The following is a 23910-nucleotide window of genomic DNA, read 5'->3' as shown; positions in this document are numbered from 1 at the left end:
GGCGGTCGCGGTCGCGGTCCTGGTGGTGGTCGTCCGGCGGGCCGCCGCCCGGCGGGGCGCGGCGCTGCCAGCACCAGTCTCGGTGCCGGAGCCGGTGGTGTCGCGGGCAGGTTTGGGAGGCTCGGCCGCTTGGGTCGTGACGCGCCGGGGCGATTCGGTGTCCGACTGCTGCTCCGTTGGTGTGTCCCGCTGCTGCATTCCCGCTCCTGACCACGATCGGCGGTCGTCTGCTCGGAACGCGCGCACGCCGCAGCGGCAGAAGCGTCCGGCAAGCCGACCGGAGGACTGCGTTGGATGGGCTGTGGGCAACCCGCAGCCACTGGCGAGTGACGTCGAGAGCCTTCCCCGACCTTGCCGCCGACCAACCTGTCCGTCCACCCGCTCCCGCGCACGCCGGTGCTCGCACTGCGCCAGGCGCGTGACGGAGGGGTGCGGCACGGGACTGCCCGTTGTGAACAACGAGCACGGGAGGGCTGGAGACACGCTGGTACAACAGTTCGGATGGTGCGTCAGCTTGCGAACACGCAGGGCTCGCGAAGCCCTGCCGTCGCAGCCGCCCCATGCGGCTCCGACGGCCTCGTCATGCCGCAAGGAGGTTTTGACCTGCGCCGATCCTCGCACTGATCGGAACGCTTACAGACCAGTATCCACTTGTTTCGGCCAACGGAACGGAAGTCTCGACTGTGTCACCGGAATGCGCGGGTCGTCCATACAGCGGTCGCAGGACACCCGCGTATCGGGGGCGTGAAGTTCCAGCAGTTCTGCGCCGCTGTGCACCGGCGTGCGCCCGACTATCAGTTAATTCCCACGCCCACCTGCGGGAGTTCCCTCGCGGCGTCGCGGCGGCACGCTATCTTCCATGACGTGAAGGCAATTCGACGATTTACGGTACGTACCGTCCTGCCCGAACCCCTCCAAGCCCTCGGCGAGCTGGCGCTAAATCTGCGCTGGTCCTGGCATCCGGAGACGCGCGAGCTGTTCCGCGAGGTCGATCCGGAGGTCTGGGAGAGCGCCGGCCGCGACCCGGTGCGCCTGCTGGGCGCGGTCAGCCCGCAGCGGCTGGCGGCGCTGGCCGCCGACCGGCGGTTCCTGCGCCGCCTGGACGACGCGGCCGACGACCTGCACGACTACCTCGAAGGACCGCGCTGGTACCAGTCCGCGTACGACTCCGGCACCGGGCCGGACGACGCGGGCCCGGACCGCTCGGGCTCGGACCGCGCAGGCTCGGACCGCTCGGGTCCGGACCGCTCGGGTCCGGAGGGGGAGTCGACCGGGCGACCGGCCGCGGTCGCCTACTTCTCGCCCGAGTTCGGTATCACCGCCACCCTGCCGCAGTACTCCGGCGGCCTCGGCATCCTGGCCGGGGACCACCTCAAGGCCGCCAGCGACCTCGGCGCGCCGATCATCGGCGTCGGCCTGCTCTACCGCCACGGCTACTTCCGCCAGTCGCTCTCCCGCGACGGCTGGCAGCAGGAGCGCTACCCGCTGCTCGACCCGCACGAGCTCGCCGTCACCCAGGTGCGCGAGCCGGACGGCAGCCCCAGCGTGGTCGCGCTGTCGCTGCCCGGCGGCCGCCGACTGCACGCCCGGATCTGGAAGGCCCAGGTCGGGCGGGTGCCGCTGCTGATGCTGGACTCCGACACCGAGGAGAACGCCCCCAACGAACGCGACGTCACCGACCGCCTCTACGGCGGCGGCAGCGAGCACCGGCTGCTTCAGGAGATGCTGCTGGGCATCGGCGGGGTGCGGGCCGTCCGCAGCTACTGCCGGCTCAGCGGGCACCCGGAGCCGGAGGTCTTCCACACCAACGAGGGCCACGCCGGGTTCCTCGGTGTGGAGCGCATCCGGGAACTGGTCGCGGGCTCCGACGGCCTCGACTTCGACAGCGCGCTGGAGACCGTCCGGGCCGGGACCGTGTTCACCACGCACACGCCGGTGCCCGCCGGGATCGACCGCTTCGAGCGCGAGCTGGTCCGCCGTCACTTCTCCGGCGAGGCGGCACTGGACGGCGTACCCGCCGAACGGGTGCTCGCGCTCGGCGGCGAGAGCTGGACCGGCGGCGACCCGGCGCTGTTCAACATGGCCGCGATGGGCCTGCGGCTGGCCCAGCGGGCCAACGGCGTGAGCCTGCTGCACGGACAGGTCAGCCGCGGCATGTTCAACGGACTCTGGCCGGGATTCGACGCCGAGGAGGTGCCGATCACCTCGATCACCAACGGCGTGCACGCCCCGACCTGGATCGACCCGGAGGTGGTCCGCCTCGGCGCCAGGCTGATCGGCGCCGAGCGTGCCGAGGACGCCATGGTGATCGGCGAGGCCCGCCGCTGGTCCGGTCTGGAACGGGTCACCGACCAGGACATCTGGGAGCTGCGCCGACGGCTGCGGGCCCAGCTGGTGGACGACGCCAGGGAGCGGGTCCGCGCCTCCTGGCGGCAGCGCGGCGCGAGCGACGCCGAGCTGGGCTGGGTCGCCGACATACTCGACCCGGACGTGCTGACCATCGGCTTCGCCCGGCGGGTGCCCTCGTACAAGCGGCTGACGCTGATGCTGCGCGACCCGGAGCGGCTGCGCGGGCTGCTGCTGCACCCGACCAGGCCGATCCAGATCGTGGTCGCGGGCAAGGCGCACCCTGCCGACGACGGCGGCAAGCGGCTGATCCAGGAGATGGTGCGGTTCGCCGACGACCCGGCGGTCCGGCACCGGATCATCTTCCTGCCCGACTACGACATGGACATGGCCGCCACGCTCTACCCCGGCTGCGACGTCTGGCTGAACAACCCGCTCCGCCCGCTGGAGGCCTGCGGCACCTCCGGCATGAAGGCCGCGCTGAACGGGGCACTGAACCTCTCGGTGCTCGACGGCTGGTGGGACGAGTGGTTCGACGGCAGCAACGGCTGGGCGATCCCGACCGCCGAGGGCATCAGCACCGACCCGGACGACCCGGAGGCCGACCGGCGGGACGAGGTGGAGGCGGCGGCGCTGTACGAGCTGATCGAGCAGCAGGTCGCCCAGCGCTTCTACGACCGGGGCGCGGACGACCTGCCGCGCCGCTGGATCGAGATGGTCCGGCACACCCTGGTCACCCTCGGCCCCAAGGTGCTGGCCGGACGCATGGTCCGCGAGTACGTCGAACGGCTCTACACTCCGGCCGCCGAGGCGCACCGCACCCTCGCCTACGGCGGCGCCCACGCCGGGGCGAAGGAGCTCGCGGCCTGGAAGCGCCGGGTCCGGGCGGCCTGGCCGCAGGTCAGGGTGGAGCACGTGGAGGTCTGCGACACCCCCGACTCCCCGGAGCTGGGCAGCACGCTGGGGCTGCGGGTGCTGGTCTCGCTGGACGGGCTCGACCCGGCCGCTGTGGACGTGCAGGTGGTTTCCGGCCGGGTGGACGACGCGGACCGGATCAGCGACGCCTCGGCGGTCTCGCTGAAGCCCGCCGACCGTGCCGACCTGGACGGCCGCTGGCGGTACGAGGGCCCGCTGGAGCTCGGCCGCACCGGGCCCTTCGGCTACACGGTCCGGATCCTCCCGGCCCACCGGCTGCTGGCCTCCGGCGCTGAGCTCGGCCTGATCGCGGTCCCGCCGGAGACCACCGGCATGGACTCGGGGCTGCTGCGCTGACGCACTGACGGGAACCGCTGAGCGCCCCGGACGGACCGCTGTCCGTCCGGGGCGCTCAGTGCTGTCGCCCGGGGTCAGTCGACGCAGGGGATCCCGCTGCCACCCTGGACCGCCGGTCCCTGGAAGACCAGCTGCGGGGTGTTGCTCGCGGCCGGGCCCGCGCCGCCGGTGGCGCTTCCCGTCGAGCCGCCCGAGCCGCCCGTCGAGCCGGTGGTGGCCGTGGACGTCGGCGGGGTGAAGTCGCTGCCGAGGATGACCTCGACGTGCCCGGCCGCCACCGCGCTACTGGCGGTGGGCGTGCTGACGTCGACCTTGGACGCGATCTGCGTCGCCGCCGCCCCGGCCCCGGCCCCGTACAGGACCTTGGTGGTGCCGGTGGGGGAGTGGTCGCCGACCAGGCCCTTGGTGAAGCCGTCGGCGACCAGTGCCTTCGACTCGACCCCCGCCGCTCCGGTGGGCGCGGAGGCGTTCAGCACGTCCACCACCGCGTGCGCGGCGGGCGTCGGACCGGCCGCCGCGCCGGCCGAGCCGGTGGCCTTCCCGGCCGGGGCCGGATCATGGCCGAACAACGCCTGCACCGTGCGCTGCACCTGCGGCACGCTCACGTAGTTGACCGACTGCATGCCCTCGTTCGGGATGTACACCTCGGGCGTCATGGCGATGACCGGCAGCGTGTTGAAGACGACCTTGCCGCCGGTCAGGTTGGGGGCCTGCTGGGCGAAGTCCAGGATGTTCCACTGGTCGTCGATCACCACGTCCTTCTTCACCACGTCCAGCAGCCCCTGGAGCTTGCCCAGGTCGCTGAACATGCCGTCCTTCTTGAGCTGCACCTCCGCCGAGGTGATGTACGCCTGCTGGCGGTGGGTGCGGGCGAAGTCGCCGCCGTTGCCGTCCCCGTCGGTGTCGGTCAGGTTGTGCCGCTGCCGGACGAAGGACAGCGCCTCCGCCGGGGTCTTCAGCAGGTTCATCCCGGCCGTGAAGTTCGCCCCCGACCCCTGGCCCTCCTCGGCCGGGTCCGAGGTCGCGTGGTTGAGGCAGACGGTGACCGGTCCGATCGCCTGGGCGATGTCGTAGAACCCGATCAGGTTGACCTCGGCGAAGTGGTCGATGCGCACGTTCAGGAACTTCTGCACCGTGGTCAGCGTCGCCTCGCGGCCCACCTCCCGGCTCGCCTGCTCCAGCGCCGCGCCCTTCAGCCCCTTGGCCTGCAGCCCGGCCATCGACGCGGCCTTGGCCAGGCCGTAGGCCTCCTTGATCTTGTGCATGCCCTGCTGCGAACCGTCGCCGTTGTAGGTCATCACGTAGTCGTCGCGCGGGATCGACACCGCCTCGACCTTGGCGCTCTGGTTCGCGGGTATGTGCAGCATGATCAGGCTGTTGGTGTTGTAGCCGCCGACGTCGCTGGACGAGCCCGCGTGCAGCTCGTCCTGCACGAACCAGCCCGGCAGGTCGCTGCCGTCGTTGTTCTTCCGGCTGTCCAGGCCGATCAGCAGGATGTTGACCGAGTTGTCCAGCTGCGGCGGCGCGCCCTTCTGCGAGTTCTCGATCGCACTGGACGTCAGCACCCCCGAGGTCAGCTGGTGGTACCCGTACCAGGTCACCCCGGAGACCCCGAGCACCGCGCAGGAGCCCGCCACCGCCACCGCCCTGGCCGCCAGCATCGCCTTCGATGCGCCGCCCGCGCCGCCGGTGCCGCCCGCGCTTCCGGTGCTGCCCGCGCTTCCCGCACTTCCGCCGGGCCGTGCGGCCGCACCCCGACCCCGGTTGCTCCGGCCCATCGCGCCCCGCCCCTTTCGACCGTCAACCACGACTGCTCCTCGCCGCGAGCCGACCCCGCGCGAATCGTCCGACACCGACCAGTGCCGCCCCCACCGCCGCCAGCACCATCACCGGGAACGCCCCCGCGACCCAGGCGACCAGGTGCGTCGCCAGCGCCGCCGTACTCCTGCTCGAACCGCTGGCCACCAGGTGCCCGAACAGCGACATCAGCAGCACCACCGGCGGGGCGCCGGTGGCCACCCACCACACCCCGCGCGACGAGCAGAGCAGCGCGGCCGGTACCGCCCCCAGCAGCGCCCCCGCCCAGAACAGCGCGCCCGAGCCCTGCCCCGCCAGCGCGCCGACCAGCGGCAGGCAGATCAGCACCAGCGCCGGGACCGCCCCCGGCAGCTGCCGCTCGCCCCCCGCCGCCGTACCCCGCCGCCGCTGCGCCCGCCCGCCGCCGACCGCCGTCGCCCCGGCCCGGGGCGTGGGCTCGCGCTCCGCCCCCGGCTCCGGCCGCCGGGGCCCGGGCAGGCCACGTCCGGGGGCCCCCGCCCCCGCGCCCTGTTCGTCCTCGTCTGCGAACACCGGCCCCCCGACAGCCTGCGCGACCGGCGCGGCCCCCGGGAACGGCACAGCGCCCAGCTGGCCTTCCCCCTCCGGCCGACCCCACGAGTCGGTCATCCCTCACACCCTTCGCCCATACCTCAGGAGCCGCAGCACCCTGCGCTCACTCAGGGGACGCACAGGAGATCCAGCCGGTTGCGCCATCCGCGCGATCCCCCAAGGTATCAACGAGCCACCGGCGCACCCCCAACCCCGCACGCCCCCTCCGGGGGGCCGCGGCGCGCATTCGGTCAGGTGAACTCGTAGTGAAGCTCGTAAAGGTGGCTCGCCTTAGCCATGACCGTGGCCTCGATCGGGCGGCCGCCGGTGCTGTACACGACTCGGAGGGTCCGCAGGATCGGCAGGTCGCTCGGGAGGCGCAGGGCCTCGTACTGCTGCTGAGTGGGGACTCGCGCGGAGACCCGGTCCACCGTGCGGAGCGGCGGGTGGCCCATCCCGGCGAGCAGGGTCGGCGTGCCGCCCGAAATCCTCCGTGCTTCGGCCAGCGCGGTTCCGCGAGCCAGCTCTAGCGGGTAGTAGCAGGTCACGAGTTCGACTGGGTCACCGTTGTGGGACAGAATCTGATGACGCATCATCGCCGTTTCTGCCTGCGTCAGTTCAAGGAGGGTGGCGACATCGCTCGGCGGCCGGACCTCGGCGACCTCCAGCAGTCGAATGCCGGCCCGCTTGCCTCGCCGGTTCGCCTCGGTGATCCAACTGTACGGCTCGCCCGGTCCTGCTGGGAGTTGGAAGTCGGCTGGACGGACGATCTCCTGATGGTGTTCGCGGACCGTCACGGCGGATCCTGCCCGGCCGACCACCAGGCGTTCGTCCTTGAGGACCTGCAGCGCTTTCTGCACCGTGGCGTTCGAGGCGTCGAAGCGTTCCTTCAACCGAGGCGTTGAGGGCAGAGCTGTTCCCGGTGCCAGATCCCCGGCCAGGATCTCGTCGCGCAGGTCGGCCGCGATGCGCTGGTGGAGTGGACGCCGGTCGATCGCGTTCTCGTCTGCCTTCGGCATGTCAGTCGATCCTCATCTCGTAGCGCAGCCGCTGGGTATTCGCGGGGAAGACGGACACGTCCACCTGGAACGGCTGCTCCTCGGAGTCCAGGGTGACCCTGGTCAGTTGGAGGACCGGCTCATGATCGCCCAGACCCAGTGACTCCTGTTCGGCCGGGCTCGGCATGCGGGCGCTGATCTCCTCCCGCACCCGGTGACCGGTGTGGCCGAGGCCCGCCAGCAGGGTCACTGCCCCGCCGCGAATCCTGGCTGTGCCCGCGAGGGGCGTTTCGCGTGCGATGTCCGCCGGATAGTAGGTATCGGTCAGTTCCGTCGCGTTCCCTTCCAGGTAGATGATGCGGCGCCGCTCCACGATGCCCACCCCTTCGGTGGCGCCGAGCAGTGCGGCGACCTCCGCCGGAGCGGGGATCTCGCGGGCATGAACGATGTGCTGAGTACCCCGATGCCCCTGGGCGGCGGTCTCCTCGCTCCAGGCATCCCGTTGGCCCTGCTGGCGGGGTCGCACGTACGGGGCTGACGTGTGCACCCACTCGCTGTCGCCCACTGCCGCTCCTCTGCCGTCCGTGGGTCACCGATCCTTGTCCGTCTCCACAGTAGGCGGAGCGGTTCACGGGCTGCCATTGCCGCCTTTCGCGAAAAGCAGTATGGTTACTCTGTGTTGATTATTTGTTACTGATGTGATCTCGCGTGAACGCTGCGTGCTGTTTCTCATGTCGAACGAAGGGCAACGGTGAGATGACTGCCGAGTCAAACGGTCGTGGCTCCGCTGGAGAGCCGGGTGGGCGGATGCGGCGTCCTGAGGTGGTGCCGCATATCGCTGCGTGGACGGCTGAGCAGAGGGCGGGGTTACCTGTTCTGAGAGCCTCGGGCCGGGGTGTCGGCTTTGCTGATGAGAAGTCAGAAGACCGCGATTCGCATGGGGTTCTCTGGTCGCGGGTTGCTGGGCAAGCCGGGCGAGGGCGGCCGGTGTACAACCGGGTGCATGCGCGGCGGCAGCGGGGGGTGATGGAGGGGCTGCGGTGCCAGGTCTGCGCCGGTCCGGCCGCGCGCAGCGACGAGGGGTGGTTGTGGCTGCTCCACGATGACCGCGCGGTCGAGCCACGGGGCTGGCCCGAGCGGGTCGGGGCGACGCACCCGCCGTTGTGCGTTCCCTGCGCGCGGCTGTCGATCCAGATGTGCCCGCATCTGGGAGAGGGGGCGATCGCGGTGCGGGTCGCGGACCCTCGGCCCTGGGGTGTGTACGGCGCGCTCTACGCGCCCGCTCGGGGCCGGGGAGGGGTGGTGCGGATGGGCGGCGGGGTCATGGTGGGGTACCACGACCCCGCCGCTGCCTGGGTGTTGGCTGTGCAGGCGGTTCGGTTGCTGCGGGGGTGCACGGTGGTGGAGTTGGCTGATCAGCCCTGAGCGGTGGCTGCGGCTGTGAGTACCGGGGTGACGAGGTCGGCGAGGGCGGGTTCGTCCAGTCCGGCGCGCTGGACGTAGCTGCCGTCCGGGCGGGTGTGCTCGACGCGGAGCGAGGCGCCGGCGCTTGCCGCTCTGACGGTGACCCGCTCGACGTGCGGTCGGCTCTGCGGCGAGTGGGTGACGATGTCGAGCGCGCAGGCGGGGTTGGCCGGGTCGCGGAGCGTGCCCGCGATCCAGGACGCCAGGACCTTCGCCGCCCGGTGCGGCCGGAGCAGGCCGTACTCGCGGACGTGGCCGAGGCCGGGCAGTTGCCGCGCGCTGACCTGTTCCATCAGCAGGGCCGGGGTGGCGGCGCGGCTCGCGTCGCTGAGGCCGAAGAGGTGCGGGGCGGAGGGCTGGCTGGTGCCGGGGACGGAGCAGAGGCCGAGGAAGGAGGGGTGCTGGCGGGCGGCCAGGATGAACCCCAGCTTGGGCTGGATCCGCAGGCTCTGCGAGGGCGGTGCGTCAGGCACGGCGCGCAGCAGGCGGCGGTGCAGCAGGAAGCCACGGGCCAACTCCGCCCGGCGGACCCGCTCCGGGTCGGGCAGGGCCAGCCAGGCTTTCCAGACGTCGCGGTCCAGCATGGTGGCGAAGGCGTCGGAGAAGACGCAGAGGTCGGTGTCGGTGAGCTGGGGCAGCGGGGCGCCGCCGGAGGCGTCAACCATGGCGAGGATCGCGGCGGCCTCGTCGATGTCGCGCGGGCGGAGCCGGGGCCCGGGCATCAGGCGATCGTCGCATGGACGGACTTCATCACCGCGACGTTGGCCGACTCGGTGTCGCTGTACTGCTGCGCGCTCTGCCCCAGGCCCTCGCCGACGTACGCGAGCAGCTTGCCCACCGCGAGCATGACCTGGACGGCCGTCTCGTTCGCCGAGTTGAGCGAACCCGCCAACCCGGGGTGGCCTACGGCGGCCTGCATCCCGACCAACGCCTGCGCCGCGCCATTGGTCGCCCCCTCACACTGCCCGACAAGCGCCCCCATCTCGCCAACCCCGGCGGCAAGCACCCCGGGATCCACGACGGTCTGCCCGGCGGGGGCGGGTGGCTGCGTCATTTACGGCTCCTGGACGGTGAGTTGGATGGGTTAGCGCCACGCGCTGAACGGGCGTTGGTAGTTCAGGGGATCCAGCAGGTTGATGCTCGCGGCGGGAGCAAAGGTGGAAAGGGCCCTGCGGAGCGCGTCAGGGTGACGAGTCGGGACGATCCAGGTCGGTGACTGGATGTTGACCACATTCTTCAGGGTGTGTGGGTCTTTCGGGAAACAAGCGATGGATGTATCGACGTAGATCATCAGCACGGCCTTGGTATAAGGCGGAACGAGGTGGCCGAGCTTGTGCACTCGCGGTTGCCCTTTGGCGGGTGTCGTACTCACAGCGGCGCTCAGGTTCGCCGAGTCCAGCCGCATCATTCTGATCGCTCTTGGGTCCGTCACGATGGTGAGGGATTTGATGCCCGCCCAGTCACAGGAGTAGGCACATCTGCCCAGGCGGGTCACCGATCCCAGCGCCGGGGGCCGAGTGGGATCGTGATCGTCCACCAGAGCCACCGCACCGACAGTCAGTCGGCTCGTGGTGATCCGGATTCCGGTACGCCGATGGAGGAGGTACTCATTTCCGCCGATGGAGGTCCACAGGAGGATGCCGGCAGCACTGATCAGCCCGAACAGGAGGTCTCTGGTGACGATGGCAAGTGTGAAACCGCAGATAATGATCAGCAGGCCAAGGACCCACGAAGCAGTCACTTGCCAACTGTTGGCGCAGCGTCGCTCCTCGTAGAGGATGGCTGCTGGCCCCGTACCGGGATGATCTAGAGGTCTGTCTGTCACAGTGCGGATCCTTGACTCAGAGGTGGTCGAAGAAGTGCGCGACGCTGTGCGCTGCCTCGGAGACGCCGTGCGCGGTGGACTTCGCAGCCGTCGCCACGCCGCTTCCGACGAAGTCGCAGGCATCGTGGAACGGTTTGACGTTGTGGTAGAGGAAGTCCCCAGCGAGGTAGATCCCGGTTCCCGCATCGGCGACCATCACCACCTCACCGATACCTGGAACCTCGTCGAGCGAGTTCGCCGTGGCCAGTTCGTAGATGAGGCTTGAGCCAGCGGCTGCCGCGTTGACCCCGGCGGCGGAGCGGTCGACGTCGCCCATCGTGCCTTTGTCCTCCGGGTCCGCCATGGTGAGGGCGTCGCCGAGAATCGCCGCGCCGCCAAAGGAGTCGTTTCCGACACGCCAGCGCCCCAGGACACTTTTTGCGTCGGCAAGCCCGTCCTCAATGCCGTCGGCGACGGTCTGATACCTGGCCATGGCCGCGTCGATGTCCTCCATGGACGCTTCACCGTGGTCGAAGTCGTGCGCGACGCTGCCGACTTGTTCGGTGAATTCATCGCTCAACTGCGTTTTGAGCTCTTTGACGCTCTCCCTCGCCAGGTCCAAGCCGGTTCCCAAGCTCTTCAGGAGCTTCTCGGTGAGGGGGTCGGTGGCCAGGTCCACCGGGAGGTGGATCCACTCGTTGGCCTTGCGGTAGGGCTCGATGGCGTCGAAGAACTTCTCCATGCTGCTCTTCGCGTCGTCGACTTCGCCGCTGGCTTTCGCTCCGGCGGCGTCGACGTCGTGTTGGGCCTGGGCTGCGGCCTGCTGGGCGGTGGCGAGTTGGGATTGGGGGGTGGCCGTCTTGTTGGCGGTGTCGAGGATGGCCTCGATCTGCTTCTGGGCGGCGTCGAGGGTGGTCGCGTAGCTGCGCACGGAGGAGGCGATCGTGCTGAGGTGGGGTTGTAAGTCCTTGATGCTGCCCGAGGTGGTGCCGGTGAAGGCGGAGTAGGCGTCGGCTGCGGTGCCGGACCAGGCGGCCTTGCTGCGGATGCCCGCTGTGGTCGAGAGCGTGTTGTCGCCGAGGGTGCCGACCGCTGCGGCGTAGCTGTCGAGGGTGTCGGCGAGTCGGTGGAGGGCGGCCGGGTCGCCCGGGGGGATGTCGACCGTGATGTCCGCGCCGCCGTAGCCGTCGTTACTGCGCATGGGTGCCCCGTTCCCCTCGCGTTCCCCGTTGACCAACCACCGCCAACTCTACGCAGGGGACCGGCGGTTGCGGGCGATGATCGCGGTGAGCAGGGGTCAGCCGTCGGTCTCCTCGGGCCTGGGGCCGTCGGGTCCGACCCGGCCGGAGGGGCGTCCACCACGAGTCGGCGGGCCGCATGACGGTGGCGGGGCGTTCGGTGTCGGTGGTCAGGGCTGGGGGACGGCGGTCTGCGGGACCGGGGACTGGAGCTGGTCGGCCTGCTCCTTGGTCAGCTTGCTCTGGGCGCCGCAGGAGGTGCACTGCGTCGTGTACTTCGAGCTGACCGGGAACAGCGGGATGAAGAACAGGGTGAACTTGACGACCCGCCGCCGGACGGCGTGGGCGGCGGAGTTGCGGCAGCGTCCGCAGACCAGGACCACCATGGCCAGGTTGTGGAGGTAGCTGCGGGTACCGAAGACGATCATGGGTGTTCCCCCGGGTGCGGTGACGGGTGTGCCGCCCCCGGGAACGGGCAACCGGGGGCGGCACATGGTAGCGGTGCGGACTCAGTGGTGCGGGGTCAGACCAGGCTGTCGCGCCAGGCCTCGTGGAGACGGCTGAAGCGGCCGGTGCCCGCGATCAGTTCGGCGGGGGTGCCGTCCTCGACGATCCGGCCCTGCTCCATGACCAGGACCCGGTCGGCGATCTCCACGGTGGAGAGCCGGTGGGCGATGATCACGGCGGTGCGCCCGGCCAGGACCGTCTGCATGGCGTCCTGGACGGCGCGTTCGCCGGGGACGTCCAGTGAGGAGGTGGCCTCGTCCAGGATCAGCACCGCCGGGTCGGCCAGCAGGGCGCGGGCGAAGGCGACCAGCTGCCGCTGACCGGCCGAGATCCGGCCGCCGCGCTTGCGGACGTCGGTCTGGTAGCCCTCGGGGAGCTCGCTGATGAAGCCGTGCGCGCCGATGGCCCTCGCCGCCGCCTCGACCTCCTCGGGGGTGGCCCCGGGGCGGCCGATGGCGATGTTGTCGGCGACCGTCCCGGAGAACAGGAAGGACTCCTGGGTGACCATCACCACGCCCGAGCGCAGCTCGGTGCTGCTGAGCTCGCGCAGGTCCACGCCGTCCAGCAGCACCCGGCCGTCGGACGGGTCGTAGAACCGGGCGAGCAGCTTGGCCAGGGTGGACTTGCCCGCGCCGGTGGCGCCGACCACGGCCACGCTCTGGCCTGCGGGGATCCGCAGGTCGAAGTGCGGCAGCACCTGCTTTCCGGTGCGGTAGGTGAAGTCCACGCCGTCGAAGACGATCTCGCGGCCGGTGTGCGAGCCCTCGGGCTGGACCGGCAGCGGGGTCTCGGTGACCGGCTCCGGCACGGAGGGCTCGTGGGCCAGCAGCCCGGCGATCTTCTCCAGGGCGGCGGCGGCCGACTGGTAGCTGTTGACGAACATCGCCAGCTGGTCGATCGGGTCGTACAGGCGGCGCAGGTAGAGCACGAAGGCCGCGAGCACGCCCAGTTCCAGGGCGTTGGTCGACACCAGGTAGGCGCCCCAGAGGACCAGTCCGCTGATCCAGATGTTGGCGGTGGCCCGGGAGAGCGCGACGAAGAAGCCCATCGCCATCAGGCTGTCCGCGTTGGCCTTCGAGTACTCGCCGTTGGCCTGGCCGAAGACGGCGTCGTTGGACGCCTCGCGGCGGAACGCCTGGACCGGGCGGATGCCGTTCATGGTCTCGGTGAACCGGACGATGACCGTGGCCACCGCCGTCCGCGAGCGCCGGTAGATGCTCTGCGACCGGCGCCGGTAGGCGCGTTGCAGCAGCAGCACCGGCACGAACGAGGCTATCGAGACCAGGCCGAGCCGCCAGTCCAGGTAGATCAGCAGGGCGCTGATGTAGAGGATCTGCAGGGCCATGGACAGCAGCTCCTGGAGGCCCTCGTTCAGCAGCTCGCGCACGGCGTCCACGTCGCTGGTGGCCCGGGAGATGATCCGGCCCGAGGTGTAGCGCTCGTGGAAGTCCAGGCTGAGCAGCTGCGCGTGGCGGAAGATCCGCTGGCGCATGTCGAGCAGGATGTCCTGGTTGATCAGCCCGGACAGCCGGATGAAGGCGCGCTGCAACAGTGTGGCCAGCGCGGCGCAGCCGAGGTAGGCGGACGTCAGCGCGATCAGCGGACCGGCGTCGTTGTGGTCGTGCAGTGCCGGGATGGCCCGGTCGATGGCGACGGACACCAGCAGCGGGCCGACCTGGAGCGCGGCCTGCTGCACGCAGATCATCACCATGGCGATGATGATCCGGGTGCGGTGCGGGCCCATCAGCGAACGCAGCAGCGCGCGCGGGGCGCCGGGCGGGACCGGGATGTCCTCGCCCTCCGGCGGCAGCTCCTCGGCCGGGGGCACCGGGAGCGCCGGGGGCACCGGGAGCGCCGGGAGCGCCGGGAGCACGGCGGCCCCGGGCGGCGGCGCGGGTTCGGCGGTACTGGGGGGCCGGGCGGGCGACTGCGCCTCGTCCGTGGGCTGCCTAACGTCGGCGGCGGCTGTGTCCAGCGTTTCCGCTTCCACGTCGGTCTCCCTCTCGCTCGGGTGTCGGTCCGTCAGGGTGGTGGTGCTGTTGTTCACGCCTGGCCGCCGCTCGTGGCCGCGCCGGCGAGCTCGCCGGACATCAGCTCGCGGTAGGCCGCGCAGCTGTCGAGCAGCTCGTGGTGCTCGCCGACGGCCTCGATCCGGCCGTCCACCAGCAGCGCCACCCGGTCGGCGAGCAGCACGGTGCTGGGCCGGTGGGCGACGATCAGCGCGGTGGTGTCCACGAGCACCCGCCGCAGCGCCTCCTCGACCAGGGCCTCGGTGTGGACGTCCAGGGCGGACAGCGGGTCGTCCAGGACCAGGAACTCCGGGGTGCCGACGACCGCGCGGGCCAGCGCCAGGCGCTGCCGCTGGCCGCCGGAGAGGCTGAGCCCCTGCTCGCCGACCTGGGTGTCCGGGCCGTGCGGCAGTGCCCGGACGAACTGGGCCTGGGCGGTGTCCAGCGCGCTCTCCAGCGCGTCGTTGTCCGCTTCCGGGGCGCCCATCAGCACGTTCTCCCGGACGGAGGCGGAGAACAGGGTGGGCTCCTCGAAGGCGACCGAGACCAGCCGCCGCAGCTCGTGCCGGGGCAGGTCGGTGATGTCGGCGCCGTCCAGGGTTATCCGGCCGGAGGTGCTGTCGTAGAGCCGGGGGAGCAGCGCCGTCAGCGTGGTCTTGCCGCTGCCGGTGGTGCCGACCAGGGCCATCGTCTCGCCGGGGCGGATGTGCAGGTCGACGCCGCGGAGCAGGTCCGGCGAGTCGTCGGGGGCGTCCGGGTAGCGGAAGCGCACGCCCTCGAAGCGGATGCCGTCCCGCTCGGCGCGGGGGCCGGTGGCGACCGCGCGGTCGTCGGCCTCGGCGACCGGGGTGTCCATCACCTCGAAGAAGCGGTCGGTGGCGGTCGCCGCCTCGTTGCTGTACGCCAGCAGCCAGCCCAGCGACTCCACCGGCCAGCGCAGGGCCAGCGCCGTGGACAGGAAGGCGACCAGGGTGCCGGCGCTGGTGTGGCCGTGGGCGACCTGGACCACGCCGACCGCGAGCGAGCAGGCGAGGGCGACCTCGGGCAGGCCGACGATGACCGCCCAGAGGTTGCCCAGCAGCCGGGCCTTGCGCAGTTCGGTGCCGCGCAGCAGTACCGCCTGCTCACGGAAGCGCTGGGCCATGGTGCGGTGGCGGCCGAAGGCCTTGAGGATGCGGATGCCGAGCACCGACTCCTCGACGATGGTGGCCAGGTCGCCGTTCTGGTCCTGGGCGAGCCGGGCGGCGGTGGAGTAGCGGCGCTCGAAGTAGGAGCACAGCATGACCAGCGGCACCGCCGGGACCAGCGCGATCAGGCCGAGTTCCCAGTCCAGGGCGAACATGATGCCGATTCCGATGACGAACACCATGCTGTTGACGATCAGGAAGACCAGCGGGAAGGCCAGGAACAGCCGGATGGTGTACATGTCCGAGGTGGCTCGGGAGAGCAGCTGCCCGGAGGGCCATCGGTCGTGGAAGCTCACCGGCAGCCGTTGCAGGCGGCTGTAGAGGTCGGAGCGCATGGTGCGTTCGACGTTGGACAGCGGGCGGGCGACCAGCCACCGCCGCAGGCCGAAGAAGACCGCCTCGGCCAGGCCGAGGAGCAGCAGCAGGACCGAGGGCCACCACAGCCCGGCGGTGTCGTGGTGCCCGACCGGGCCGTCCACGATCTGCTTCAGCACGAGCGGGATGACCAGTCCGGCCAGCGAGGCGATCAGGGCACAGAAGGTCGACGCGGCCAGGTACCAGCGGATCGGCCGGGCGTACGGCCAGATCCGCAGCAGCGAGCGTGCCGTGGAGTGCTTGGCGGCGGGGGCCGCGGGGGTGTCGGCCGCGGTGGTGGCGGCTGGTTCGGCGGGGGGCGTGGCGGGCTGGGTGGGAGCAAGGGTCATGGCGGTTACGTCCGGTTCTGTCGCATCCGGGGTTTCCGGAGCTATTGGTTCCGGTATGGACGGTGTTTGTGGCACAGGCTGTGGCACGGGCAGGGGTGGTGGAGATTCGGGCATCGTCTGTGAGCGTACGGCGGACCAGTGACAACCCTCATCTGGTTTTCTGTGAGGTGGCTCCGCGGCGGCTGCCGGAGCCGCCCCAGCAGTGGTTCAGGCCACCGTCAATCCCCGTTCATCCCAAAGGAGTCGGGGCCACCTACGGTGTGCCGCACCAGTGCCGACACCTCGGGAGACCCCCAATGAGCGACGAAACCGGCAATTCACCAGTGACCGTGGCGAACCAGGGCGTCGACCGCCGTTCCGCGCTGCGCCTGGCCGGCGTGGGCGGGGCGCTCGGCCTCGCCGCGCCCGCCCTGCTCGGCAACGCCCAGGCCGCCCAGGCCGCCCCCGCCCCCGGCGCCACCGGGCTGACCGGGGTGGCGGGGCAGGCCGCCTCGCCGCTGCTGCTGCTCCGTCCCGAGGCGCTGGGCGCTCCGGCGGTCGAGGGCCTGCACCTGACCTTCGGCGCCGACCCGACCAGCCAGATGTCGGTCTCCTGGACCACCGACGGCGACGTCCGCAACCCCCGGGTGAGCTACGGCACCGCCGAGGGCGGCCACGGCCGCACCGTCGCCGCCGAGACCGTCACCTACACCGACGGCACCAGCAACCGGGTGGTCTACGTGCACCACGCGCGGCTGACCCGGCTGGAACCGGACACGTACTACACCTACGCCGCCCTGCACGACGGCGGACGGCCGGACGCGGGTACCTTCCGCACCGCGCCGCGCGGGCGGCGTCCGTTCACCTTCACCAGCTTCGGCGACCAGGCCGTGCCGATCACCACCTGGCAGCCGAACGGCAGCGGCGGCTACACCGCGGTCCCGTCCGGCATCGCCTCCCCGGCGTCCGCCGACATCGTCGCCGGGATCGAGCAGGTCGACCCGCTGTTCCACCTGCTCAACGGGGACCTCTGCTACGCCAACATCAGCCCGGACCGGCTGCGCACCTGGCAGGGCTTCCACGCCAACAACACCCGCTCGGCCCGCTACCGGCCGTGGATGCCCGCCGCCGGAAACCACGAGAACGAGCTGAAGAACGGCCCGATCGGCTTCACCGCCTACCAGACCCGCTTCGACCTGCCCGGCAACGGCTCCACCGAGGCCGAGCTGAAGGGCCTCTGGTACACCTTCGCGGTCGGCTCGGTGCAGGTGGTGGTGCTGCAGAACGACGACGTGGCGTTGCAGGACGCCGGTGACGCGTACGTGTCCGGCTACAGCGGCGGCGCGCAGGGCGTCTGGCTGGAGAAGACGCTGCGGCAGGCCCGGGCGAACACCGAGATCGACTGGATCGTCGTCTGCATGCACCAGGTGATCATCAGCTCGTCCAACGCCAACGGCGCCGACCTGGGCATCCGCGCGCAGTGGGGGCCGCTGTTCGACCGCTACGGGGTGGACCTGGTGGTCTGCGGGCACGAGCACGACTACGAGCGGTCGCTCCCGGTGCGCGGCACCGTCTCCGGCAGTGAGACGCTGACGCCCAACCCGGTCTCCGACGCCACCGACGTGATCGACACCTCGACCGGGACCGTGCACATGGTGCTCGGCGGCGGCGGCAACTCCTCGCCGTCCAACGAGGAGTTCTTCGTGCCCGCGCAGGCCAAGGTGATCACCGCGGTGGGTGCGGTCGGCAGCAACGGAAAGAAGACGCCGACGTACGTCTACGAGAGCGCGCCCTGGGTCGGCGTGCGCGACCTCGACCACTCGTACGGCTTCGCCGCCTTCACGGTGGACCCGGGCACCGAGCCCGGCGGCACCACCCGGATCTTCGTCACGTACTACACCGTCGCCCAGCCGGACGGGGCGATCGCGCCGCTGGAGACCTTCGTGTTGCAGCGGCCCCGCAGCGACCGCCACTGAGGCCGACCGCTGCCGGGGGACCGGGTCAGCCCGGGGGGACCTCGACCAGCACCGTGCCGGAGCCGGAGACCACGTCCAGCCGGGTGATCTGCGACGGCACGATCGAGGTGGACGCGGGGACCGAGGCGGAGGCCGCATAGCCCGAGCCCCAGGTCCCCGCCGTCTCGCTGCGGCCGTCGCTGCCGTGGACCACCAGCCGACAGGTGATGTTCGAGGGCAGCCCGGCCAGCCTCAGCTGGAACTCGGTGCCCCACACCTCCGGGATGACCGCCGCGCTCGCCGTCACGTGCGTGCCGGGGTCGGTGGCGCTCCAGGTCGCGGCGGCGACCGGGGTCGCCGACCGGTGCTCCTGGTTCACGCCGGTGTAGACGGTCACCCCGGCCGCGACCGCCGCCAGCACGGCGGCGGCGGTCACCAGCCGCCCGGTCCGGGAGCGGAACACGCCGCGGGCGGGCGGGTCCGCGGCGGCAGCCGCCGCACCGGCGGCCACCGGTTCCGGCAGCGGGTCGAGCGGCAGTGGCTCAAGGGGCAGTGGCTCAAGGGGCAGCGGGTCGACCGGCAGCGGGTCGCGGACCGGGCCCGGCGACTCGGCGGCCGCCGCGCTCCGCGGCAGCTCCTCGAACGGGGTGTGCCGCAGCAGCCCCGGCAGCGGGGCCAGCTCCAGCAGCTCCCGGCGGCAGTCCGGGCAGTCCGCGACATGGGCCTGGACGGCCGCGCGCTCCGCGGGGTCGAGGGCGCCGAGCAGGTACGCGCCCAGCGACACGCTCTCCCGGCATGGTGTCGTCATGGCGAGGCCACCCCTTTCTCTTCGAGGACGTTCCGCAGGGCCCGCAGACCGTAGTAGCAGCGGGACTTGATCGTCCCCGGTGGTACGCCCAGGTGCGCCGCGGTCTCGGCGACGGTACGCCGCAGGTAGTAGACCTCGATCAGGGCTTCCCGGTGCTCGGGGCGCAGCTCCCGCATGGCGTCGGCCAGCTGCCAGCGCTCCAGCATCCGGTCGAGCTCGGCCTCGCTGCCGTCCGGCAGGCCGTCCTCGGGCAGCTGCGCCTCCGGTGGCCTGGCCTGGGCCCGGCGGTACGCGGACACCACCAGGTTGTGCGCGACCGTGTGCAGCCACGGCCCGGCCCGGTCCGCGTCCAGCGAGTCCCGGTGCTGCCAGGCGCGGAGAAAGGTCTCCTGCACGATGTCCTCCGCCCGCTGGTAGTCCCCGTTGACCAGTCGCAGCACCCGCCCGAGCACGGAACGGCCGTACCGGGCGTAGAGGGCTCGCACGAACTCGGCGTCGCGCGTCGATGGCTGGTCCACGCCTCCCAGTACGCACCTTCCGCGCCGAAAGTTCATCCAGGCGCGGCCGTGCCCGCACACGCCCGGAGCAGCAGCAGCGAACGGCCCGGGACGGCGACCGCCGCGCCCGCCGGGTGCCGCCCGCCCGGGGCGGCGGCCTGGTCCTCCAGGGCGGTGTCCAGCACCGTCTCGTAGGAGTCCGCCCAGGGCGCGCCGGGGAGGGTGAACCGGATCGCCCGGTGGTGGGCGTGCAGGATCAGCAGGAAGCTGTCGTCGCTGAGCTCGCGGCCCATCGGGTCCCGCTCGGACATCTCCTTCCCGGACAGGAACATGCCCAGGGTCGCGCCCGGGGCGTACCAGTCGGCCTCGGTCATCTCGTGGCCCCGGGCGCTGAACCAGGCCAGGTCGCGCAGGCCGCCGGGGTGGACCGGGCGGCCGTTGAAGAAGGCCCGCTGCCGCAGCACCGGGTGCTCCCGGCGGAGCCGGATCAGCCGCGCGGTCAGCTCGAACAGCGAGCGCCAGTGCGGTTCGTCCAGCAGCGACCAGTCCACCCAGCCGGCCGGGTTGTCCTGGCAGTAGCCGTTGTTGTTGCCGCCCTGGGTCCGCCCCAGCTCGTCGCCCGCGACCAGCATCGGGACCCCGGTGGACAGCAGCAGCGTCGCCGCCAGGTTGCGCAGCTGCCGCCGCCGCAGCGCGTTCACCGCGGCCGAGTCGGTCTCGCCCTCGGCGCCGCAGTTCCAGGCGTGGTTGTCGTTGCTGCCGTCCCGGTTGTCCTCGCCGTTGGCCTCGTTGTGCTTGCCGTTGTAGGAGACCAGGTCGCGCAGGGTGAAGCCGTCGTGCGCGGTGACGAAGTTGACCGAGGCGTAGGGCCGCCGCCCGCCGCGCCGGTACAGGTCGGAGGAGCCCGCGAGCCGGTCGCCCAGCTCGCGGACGTCCGGCATCGCGCCGCGCCAGAAGTCCCGGACGGTGTCCCGGTAGCGGTCGTTCCACTCGGTCCACAGCGGCGGGAAGTTGCCCACCTGGTAGCCGCCGAGGCCGATGTCCCAGGGTTCGGCGATCAGCTTGACCCGGCTCAGCACCGGGTCCTGCGACACCGCCGACAGGAACGGCGCCAGCATCGACACCTCGAAGGGGGAGCGGGCCAGCGCCGCCGCCAGGTCGAACCGGAAGCCGTCCACACCCATCTCGTTGACCCAGTACCGCAGCGAGTCGGTGACCAGCCGCAGCACCTGCGGCTGGGTGGTGTCCAGGGTGTTGCCGCAGCCCGAGTAGTCGGCGTAGGCGCGGCGGTTGTGCGGCTGGAGCCGGTAGTACCCGGCGTTGTCGATGCCGCGCAGCGACAGCGTCGGGCCGCCCTCGCCGCCCTCGGCGGTGTGGTTGTAGACGACGTCCAGGATCACCTCGATCCCGGCCGCGTGCAGCGCCCGGACCATCTGCTTGAACTCGGTGACCTGCTGGCCCCTGGTCCCGGACGCGGAGTAGCCGCCGTGCGGGGCGAAGAAGGCGATGCTGTTGTAGCCCCAGTAGTTGCGCAGGCCGCGCCGCTGGAGGTGCTCCTCGTCGGCGAACTGGTGCACCGGGAGCAGCTCCACGGCGGTCACCCCGAGCCGGGTCAGGTGCCGGATCGCGGCCGGGTGCGCCAGCCCGGCGTAGCTGCCCCGGAGCCGCTCCGGCACCCCGGGCAGCCGCTGGGTGAAGCCCTTGACGTGCAGCTCGTAGAGCACCGTGTCGGCCCACGGGGTCTTCGGCCGCCGGTCGTCGGACCAGTCGTCCTCGTCGTGCACCACCACCGCCTTGGGCACGTAGCGGGCGGAGTCGCGGTTGTCCCGGACGGTGTCCGCGACGTCCTGCTCCGGCCAGCCGCGGACGTGCCCGTAGACCGCGTCGTGCAGCGTGAAGGTGCCGTCGACCGCCCGCGCGTACGGGTCGAGCAGCAGCTTCGCCGGGTTCCAGCGGGCACCCGTCCACGGGTCCCAGCGGCCGTGCACCCGGTAGCCGTAGCGCTGCCCCGGCAGCACCCCGGGCAGGTGGCCGTGCCAGGTCTGGAAGTCCTGCTCGGCCAGCGGGTAGCGGGTCTCCTGGCCGTCGTCGTCGAACAGGCACAGCTCCACCGCCTCGGCGCCGGCCGCCCAGAGCGCGAAGTTGGTGCCCGGGCGCCCGTCCGGGCCGATGTGGAAGCGCGCGCCGAGCGGCTGCCAGCTGCCCGGCCAGACCTCGCCCGGGAGCGTCGCCCGCTCGGTGGTCCGGGCCTGCACCGGGACCAGCCGCAGCCCGCTGCGGCCGAGCGGGCCGCGCCCGGGATCCGACCGCAGCGGTGGATCCGGCTGCTCCGCACCGGCCTCGCCCGCGCCCACCGGCTCGGGGTGGCGCCCCGGTGCCCCGGGCTCCGCGTCCTGCCACGCAGCCATGACCGTACCTCCCCGCTTCGGGGAGTCCCGTTCCCCGGCTGGAAGATACGTTCCCGTTCGCGCTGCGAAAGTCACGTGGTCTTCCGGCCGCGTTCCGCCCCTGTTCCGGCCGGGGGGCCGACCGGGGCTCCGCCGGGGGACGTGTCCCGCCGCTCCGGGCGTCGTTGATCAGTGAAGTTCCGAGAGGGAGTGGTGACGGTGGGTCAGCGATCGTGGTTCCGACGGGCGGCGGCCGGGGCCGCGCTACTGGGGGCGCTGCTGCTCACCGCCTGCTCCGGGGGCCGGGCTCACCCGGACGGCTCCGGTGACGCGCTCACCTCCGTCTCCGCCGCGGTGCTCACGGTCACCCCCGGTGACGGGACCGACCAGGTCCCGGCCCAGGGCGGCGTCGGGGTGACCGTGCGCGCGGGCCGGATCACCGGCGTGCAGCTCAAGGACGACCACGGCACCGAGATCCCCGGCGCGATCACCGCCGACGGGTCCGCCTGGGCGCCCGCCGCGAAGCTGCTGCCGGAGACCCACTACAGCCTGGACGCGGTCGCGGTGGACGCGCACGGCCTGCAGGCCGCCCGGCACGCCGAGTTCACCACCTTCGTGCCCACCCACACCTTCATCGCCTTCTACACCCCGGACGGCGGCAGCACCGTCGGCGTCGGCATGGAGGTCTCGCTCCGCTTCAGCCGCGACATCGCCGACCGGGCCGCCGTCGGCCGGGCGGTCTCGGTCACCGCCGACCCGGCGGTGCCGGTGGTCGGCCACTGGTTCGGCGCGCGTCGGCTGGACTTCCGCCCCGAGCGGTTCTGGCGGCCCGGCACCAGGGTCACCCTCTCGCTGCGGCTCAAGGGCGTCGAGGGCGCGCCCGGGGTCTACGGGACCCAGCGCAAGCAGGTGGTGTTCACCATCGGCCGGTCCCAGATCAGCACCGCGGACGCGACCGACGACACGCTCACGGTGCGCCGCGACGGCCGGGTGCTGCGGGTACTGCCGATCTCGGCGGGCGGCCCCGGGCACGCCACCTACGGCGGGACCATGGTGATCACCGAGATGTTCCAGGTGACCCGGATGGACTCGCACACGGTGGGTCTGGGCAGCGAGTACGACATCCCGGCGGTGCCGCACGCGATGCGGCTCACCGACTCGGGGACCTTCGTCCACGGCGTGTACTGGCGTCCGGCCTCGGTCTTCGGCTCGGCGAACACCTCGCACGGCTGTGTCGGGCTGCACGACACCAAGGGCGGCGACAGCGACAGCACGCCCGCCGGGTGGTTCTTCGCGCACTCGATGCCGGGGGACGTGGTCGAGGTGGTCGGCACCGACGGCGACCAGGTAGCCCCCGACAACGGGCTGAACGGGTGGAACCTGCCCTGGGCCCGGTGGACGGCGGCCTGACGGTCCGGCGCCCGGCGGGGCGGTGGTGTGTCGGGTTGTCGGTGCCGCCGGTTAGCATGCGTTCACTCGACCGTCCGCCCAGCAGGACCCCCGCCCCGCAGGACTCCCGCCCCGCAGGACCCCCGCCCCGCAAGACTCCCACCCTCAAGGAGACCGTCATGGACCGCTTCGTGGAACTAGAGGTGGAGGACGCCGTCGGCACCATCCGGCTGGCCAGGCCGCCGATGAACGCGCTGGACGTCGCCATGCAGGACCAGCTCAAGGCCGTCGCCGAGGAGGCCGCCGAGCGCAGCGACATCCGCGCGGTGGTGGTCTACGGCGGCGAGAAGGTGTTCGCGGCGGGCGCGGACATCAAGGAGATGCAGCGCATGTCCTACACCGACATGGTGCTCCGCGGCGGCGCGCTACAGGCGTCCTTCACCGCCGTGGCCCGGATCCCCAAGCCGGTGGTCGCCGCGGTGACCGGCTACGCCCTCGGCGGCGGCTGCGAGCTGGCGCTCTGCGCGGACATCCGGATCGCCGCCGAGAACGCCAAGTTCGGCCAGCCGGAGATCCTGCTCGGGCTGATCCCCGGGGCCGGCGGCACCCAGCGGCTGGCCCGGCTGGTGGGCCCCTCCCGGGCCAAGGAGCTGATCTTCACCGGGCGCCAGGTCCGCGCGGACGAGGCGCTGCGGATCGGCCTGGCCGACCAGGTCGTCCCGGCCGAGGAGGTCTACTCGACGGCCCGGGCCTGGGCGCTGAAGCTGGCCGCCGGTCCGGCGTACGCGCTGCGCGCCGCCAAGGAGGCGGTGGACCGGGGGCTGGACACCGATCTGGAGACCGGTCTGGCCCTGGAACGGCAGCTGTTCGCGGGGCTGTTCGCGACCGAGGACCGCGAGATCGGTATGAGAAGTTTTGTCGAGGAGGGACCGGGTAAGGCGAAGTTCCGCTGATCGGACGGTTGATCGAGTTTCCGGCGGGGATCGCGGGGGGTCGGTA

18 protein-coding genes are annotated in these 23910 nt (G+C 71.8%); 4 read left to right on the top strand and 14 right to left on the bottom strand.

The window, feature by feature from the left end:
- Positions 1-864: 864 nt before the first annotated feature.
- Positions 865-3618, top strand: a complete 2754-nt coding sequence (gene glgP, locus GXP74_RS33705) for an alpha-glucan family phosphorylase (protein WP_182455041.1) — start codon at positions 865-867, stop codon at positions 3616-3618.
- A gap of 74 nt (positions 3619-3692) precedes the next feature.
- On the opposite strand, the gene GXP74_RS33700 is transcribed toward glgP, so the two are convergent.
- From GXP74_RS33700 to GXP74_RS33650, 11 genes are all read right to left on the bottom strand, one after another.
- Entirely contained in the window at positions 3693-5426 is a 1734-nt protein-coding gene (locus tag GXP74_RS33700; RefSeq protein ID WP_225448378.1) for an LCP family protein, read from the bottom strand.
- A complete protein-coding gene (locus GXP74_RS33695; protein WP_182455040.1) occupies positions 5419-6063 on the bottom strand; it encodes a DUF6542 domain-containing protein in 645 nt (214 codons plus the stop codon). Before GXP74_RS33695 ends, GXP74_RS33700 begins: the two co-directional genes overlap by 8 nt.
- A gap of 173 nt (positions 6064-6236) precedes the next feature.
- Positions 6237-7004: a GntR family transcriptional regulator gene (locus GXP74_RS33690; RefSeq protein WP_182455039.1), complete on the bottom strand. Its 768-nt coding sequence runs from the start codon at positions 7002-7004 to the stop codon at positions 6237-6239.
- A 1-nt stretch (position 7005) separates the two neighbouring features.
- On the bottom strand, positions 7006-7548 hold the full coding sequence (locus GXP74_RS33685) for a GntR family transcriptional regulator (RefSeq protein ID WP_182455038.1): 543 nt from the start codon (positions 7546-7548) through the stop codon (positions 7006-7008).
- A gap of 850 nt (positions 7549-8398) precedes the next feature.
- Positions 8399-9169: a hypothetical protein gene (locus GXP74_RS33680; protein WP_182455037.1), complete on the bottom strand. Its 771-nt coding sequence runs from the start codon at positions 9167-9169 to the stop codon at positions 8399-8401.
- Positions 9169-9501: a hypothetical protein gene (locus GXP74_RS33675; RefSeq protein ID WP_182455036.1), complete on the bottom strand. Its 333-nt coding sequence runs from the start codon at positions 9499-9501 to the stop codon at positions 9169-9171. Before GXP74_RS33675 ends, GXP74_RS33680 begins: the two co-directional genes overlap by 1 nt.
- Positions 9502-9531: 30 nt before the next feature.
- Positions 9532-10272: a hypothetical protein gene (locus GXP74_RS33670; RefSeq protein ID WP_182455035.1), complete on the bottom strand. Its 741-nt coding sequence runs from the start codon at positions 10270-10272 to the stop codon at positions 9532-9534.
- 16 nt (positions 10273-10288) lie between these two features.
- Positions 10289-11452 (bottom strand): WXG100 family type VII secretion target, encoded by a 1164-nt coding sequence (locus GXP74_RS33665; RefSeq protein WP_182455034.1) that lies wholly within the window; start codon positions 11450-11452, stop codon positions 10289-10291.
- Between the two features lie 207 nt (positions 11453-11659).
- Positions 11660-11917, bottom strand: a complete 258-nt coding sequence (locus GXP74_RS33660) for a zinc-ribbon domain-containing protein (RefSeq protein WP_182455033.1) — start codon at positions 11915-11917, stop codon at positions 11660-11662.
- A 95-nt stretch (positions 11918-12012) separates the two neighbouring features.
- On the bottom strand, positions 12013-13986 hold the full coding sequence (locus tag GXP74_RS33655) for an ABC transporter ATP-binding protein (RefSeq protein WP_370468493.1): 1974 nt from the start codon (positions 13984-13986) through the stop codon (positions 12013-12015).
- Between the two features lie 53 nt (positions 13987-14039).
- Positions 14040-15896, bottom strand: coding sequence for an ABC transporter ATP-binding protein (locus GXP74_RS33650; RefSeq protein WP_182455032.1), 1857 nt, complete (start codon positions 15894-15896; stop codon positions 14040-14042).
- A gap of 296 nt (positions 15897-16192) precedes the next feature.
- Between GXP74_RS33650 and GXP74_RS33645 the strand changes: the two genes are divergently transcribed.
- Positions 16193-17851 (top strand): metallophosphoesterase family protein, encoded by a 1659-nt coding sequence (locus GXP74_RS33645; RefSeq protein WP_182455031.1) that lies wholly within the window; start codon positions 16193-16195, stop codon positions 17849-17851.
- Positions 17852-17876: 25 nt separating this feature from the next.
- On the opposite strand, the gene GXP74_RS33640 is transcribed toward GXP74_RS33645, so the two are convergent.
- The 3 genes from GXP74_RS33640 to glgX are packed head-to-tail and all read right to left on the bottom strand — an operon-like array spanning position 17877 to position 21543.
- Complete coding sequence (locus GXP74_RS33640; RefSeq protein WP_182455030.1) at positions 17877-18638, bottom strand: anti-sigma factor; 762 nt, start codon at positions 18636-18638, stop codon at positions 17877-17879.
- Positions 18635-19156: a sigma-70 family RNA polymerase sigma factor gene (locus GXP74_RS33635; protein WP_225448377.1), complete on the bottom strand. Its 522-nt coding sequence runs from the start codon at positions 19154-19156 to the stop codon at positions 18635-18637. The genes GXP74_RS33640 and GXP74_RS33635 overlap by 4 nt, the downstream gene beginning before the upstream one ends.
- Positions 19157-19188: 32 nt before the next feature.
- On the bottom strand, positions 19189-21543 hold the full coding sequence (gene glgX, locus GXP74_RS33630) for a glycogen debranching protein GlgX (protein WP_182455028.1): 2355 nt from the start codon (positions 21541-21543) through the stop codon (positions 19189-19191).
- Between the two features lie 198 nt (positions 21544-21741).
- Between glgX and GXP74_RS33625 the strand changes: the two genes are divergently transcribed.
- Complete coding sequence (locus tag GXP74_RS33625; protein ID WP_225448376.1) at positions 21742-22932, top strand: Ig-like domain-containing protein; 1191 nt, start codon at positions 21742-21744, stop codon at positions 22930-22932.
- Between the two features lie 158 nt (positions 22933-23090).
- Entirely contained in the window at positions 23091-23864 is a 774-nt protein-coding gene (locus GXP74_RS33620) for an enoyl-CoA hydratase/isomerase family protein (protein ID WP_182455026.1), read from the top strand.
- The last annotated feature ends 46 nt before the right edge of the window (positions 23865-23910 follow it).

Origin of the sequence: Streptacidiphilus sp. P02-A3a, from assembly GCF_014084105.1 — a bacterium.
In the GTDB taxonomy this organism is placed as follows: domain Bacteria; phylum Actinomycetota; class Actinomycetes; order Streptomycetales; family Streptomycetaceae; genus Streptacidiphilus.
Note: the sequence above shows the minus strand (reverse complement) of the source record. Positions and strands in the feature narration are given on the sequence as shown.

What these genes read in the sequence shown, in the direction of transcription:
- GXP74_RS33665 (WP_182455034.1), bottom strand. Translation starts at nt 11,452, where the DNA reads ATGCGCAGTAACGACGGCTACGGCGGCGCGGACATCACGGTCGACATC.
- GXP74_RS33620 (WP_182455026.1), top strand. Translation starts at nt 23,091, where the DNA reads ATGGACCGCTTCGTGGAACTAGAGGTGGAGGACGCCGTCGGCACCATC.
- GXP74_RS33690 (WP_182455039.1), bottom strand. Translation starts at nt 7,004, where the DNA reads ATGCCGAAGGCAGACGAGAACGCGATCGACCGGCGTCCACTCCACCAG.
- GXP74_RS33680 (WP_182455037.1), bottom strand. Translation starts at nt 9,169, where the DNA reads ATGCCCGGGCCCCGGCTCCGCCCGCGCGACATCGACGAGGCCGCCGCG.
- GXP74_RS33650 (WP_182455032.1), bottom strand. Translation starts at nt 15,896, where the DNA reads ATGACCCTTGCTCCCACCCAGCCCGCCACGCCCCCCGCCGAACCAGCC.
- glgX (WP_182455028.1), bottom strand. Translation starts at nt 21,543, where the DNA reads ATGGCTGCGTGGCAGGACGCGGAGCCCGGGGCACCGGGGCGCCACCCC.
- GXP74_RS33695 (WP_182455040.1), bottom strand. Translation starts at nt 6,063, where the DNA reads ATGACCGACTCGTGGGGTCGGCCGGAGGGGGAAGGCCAGCTGGGCGCT.
- GXP74_RS33645 (WP_182455031.1), top strand. Translation starts at nt 16,193, where the DNA reads ATGAGCGACGAAACCGGCAATTCACCAGTGACCGTGGCGAACCAGGGC.
- GXP74_RS33675 (WP_182455036.1), bottom strand. Translation starts at nt 9,501, where the DNA reads ATGACGCAGCCACCCGCCCCCGCCGGGCAGACCGTCGTGGATCCCGGG.
- GXP74_RS33660 (WP_182455033.1), bottom strand. Translation starts at nt 11,917, where the DNA reads ATGATCGTCTTCGGTACCCGCAGCTACCTCCACAACCTGGCCATGGTG.
- GXP74_RS33640 (WP_182455030.1), bottom strand. Translation starts at nt 18,638, where the DNA reads ATGACGACACCATGCCGGGAGAGCGTGTCGCTGGGCGCGTACCTGCTC.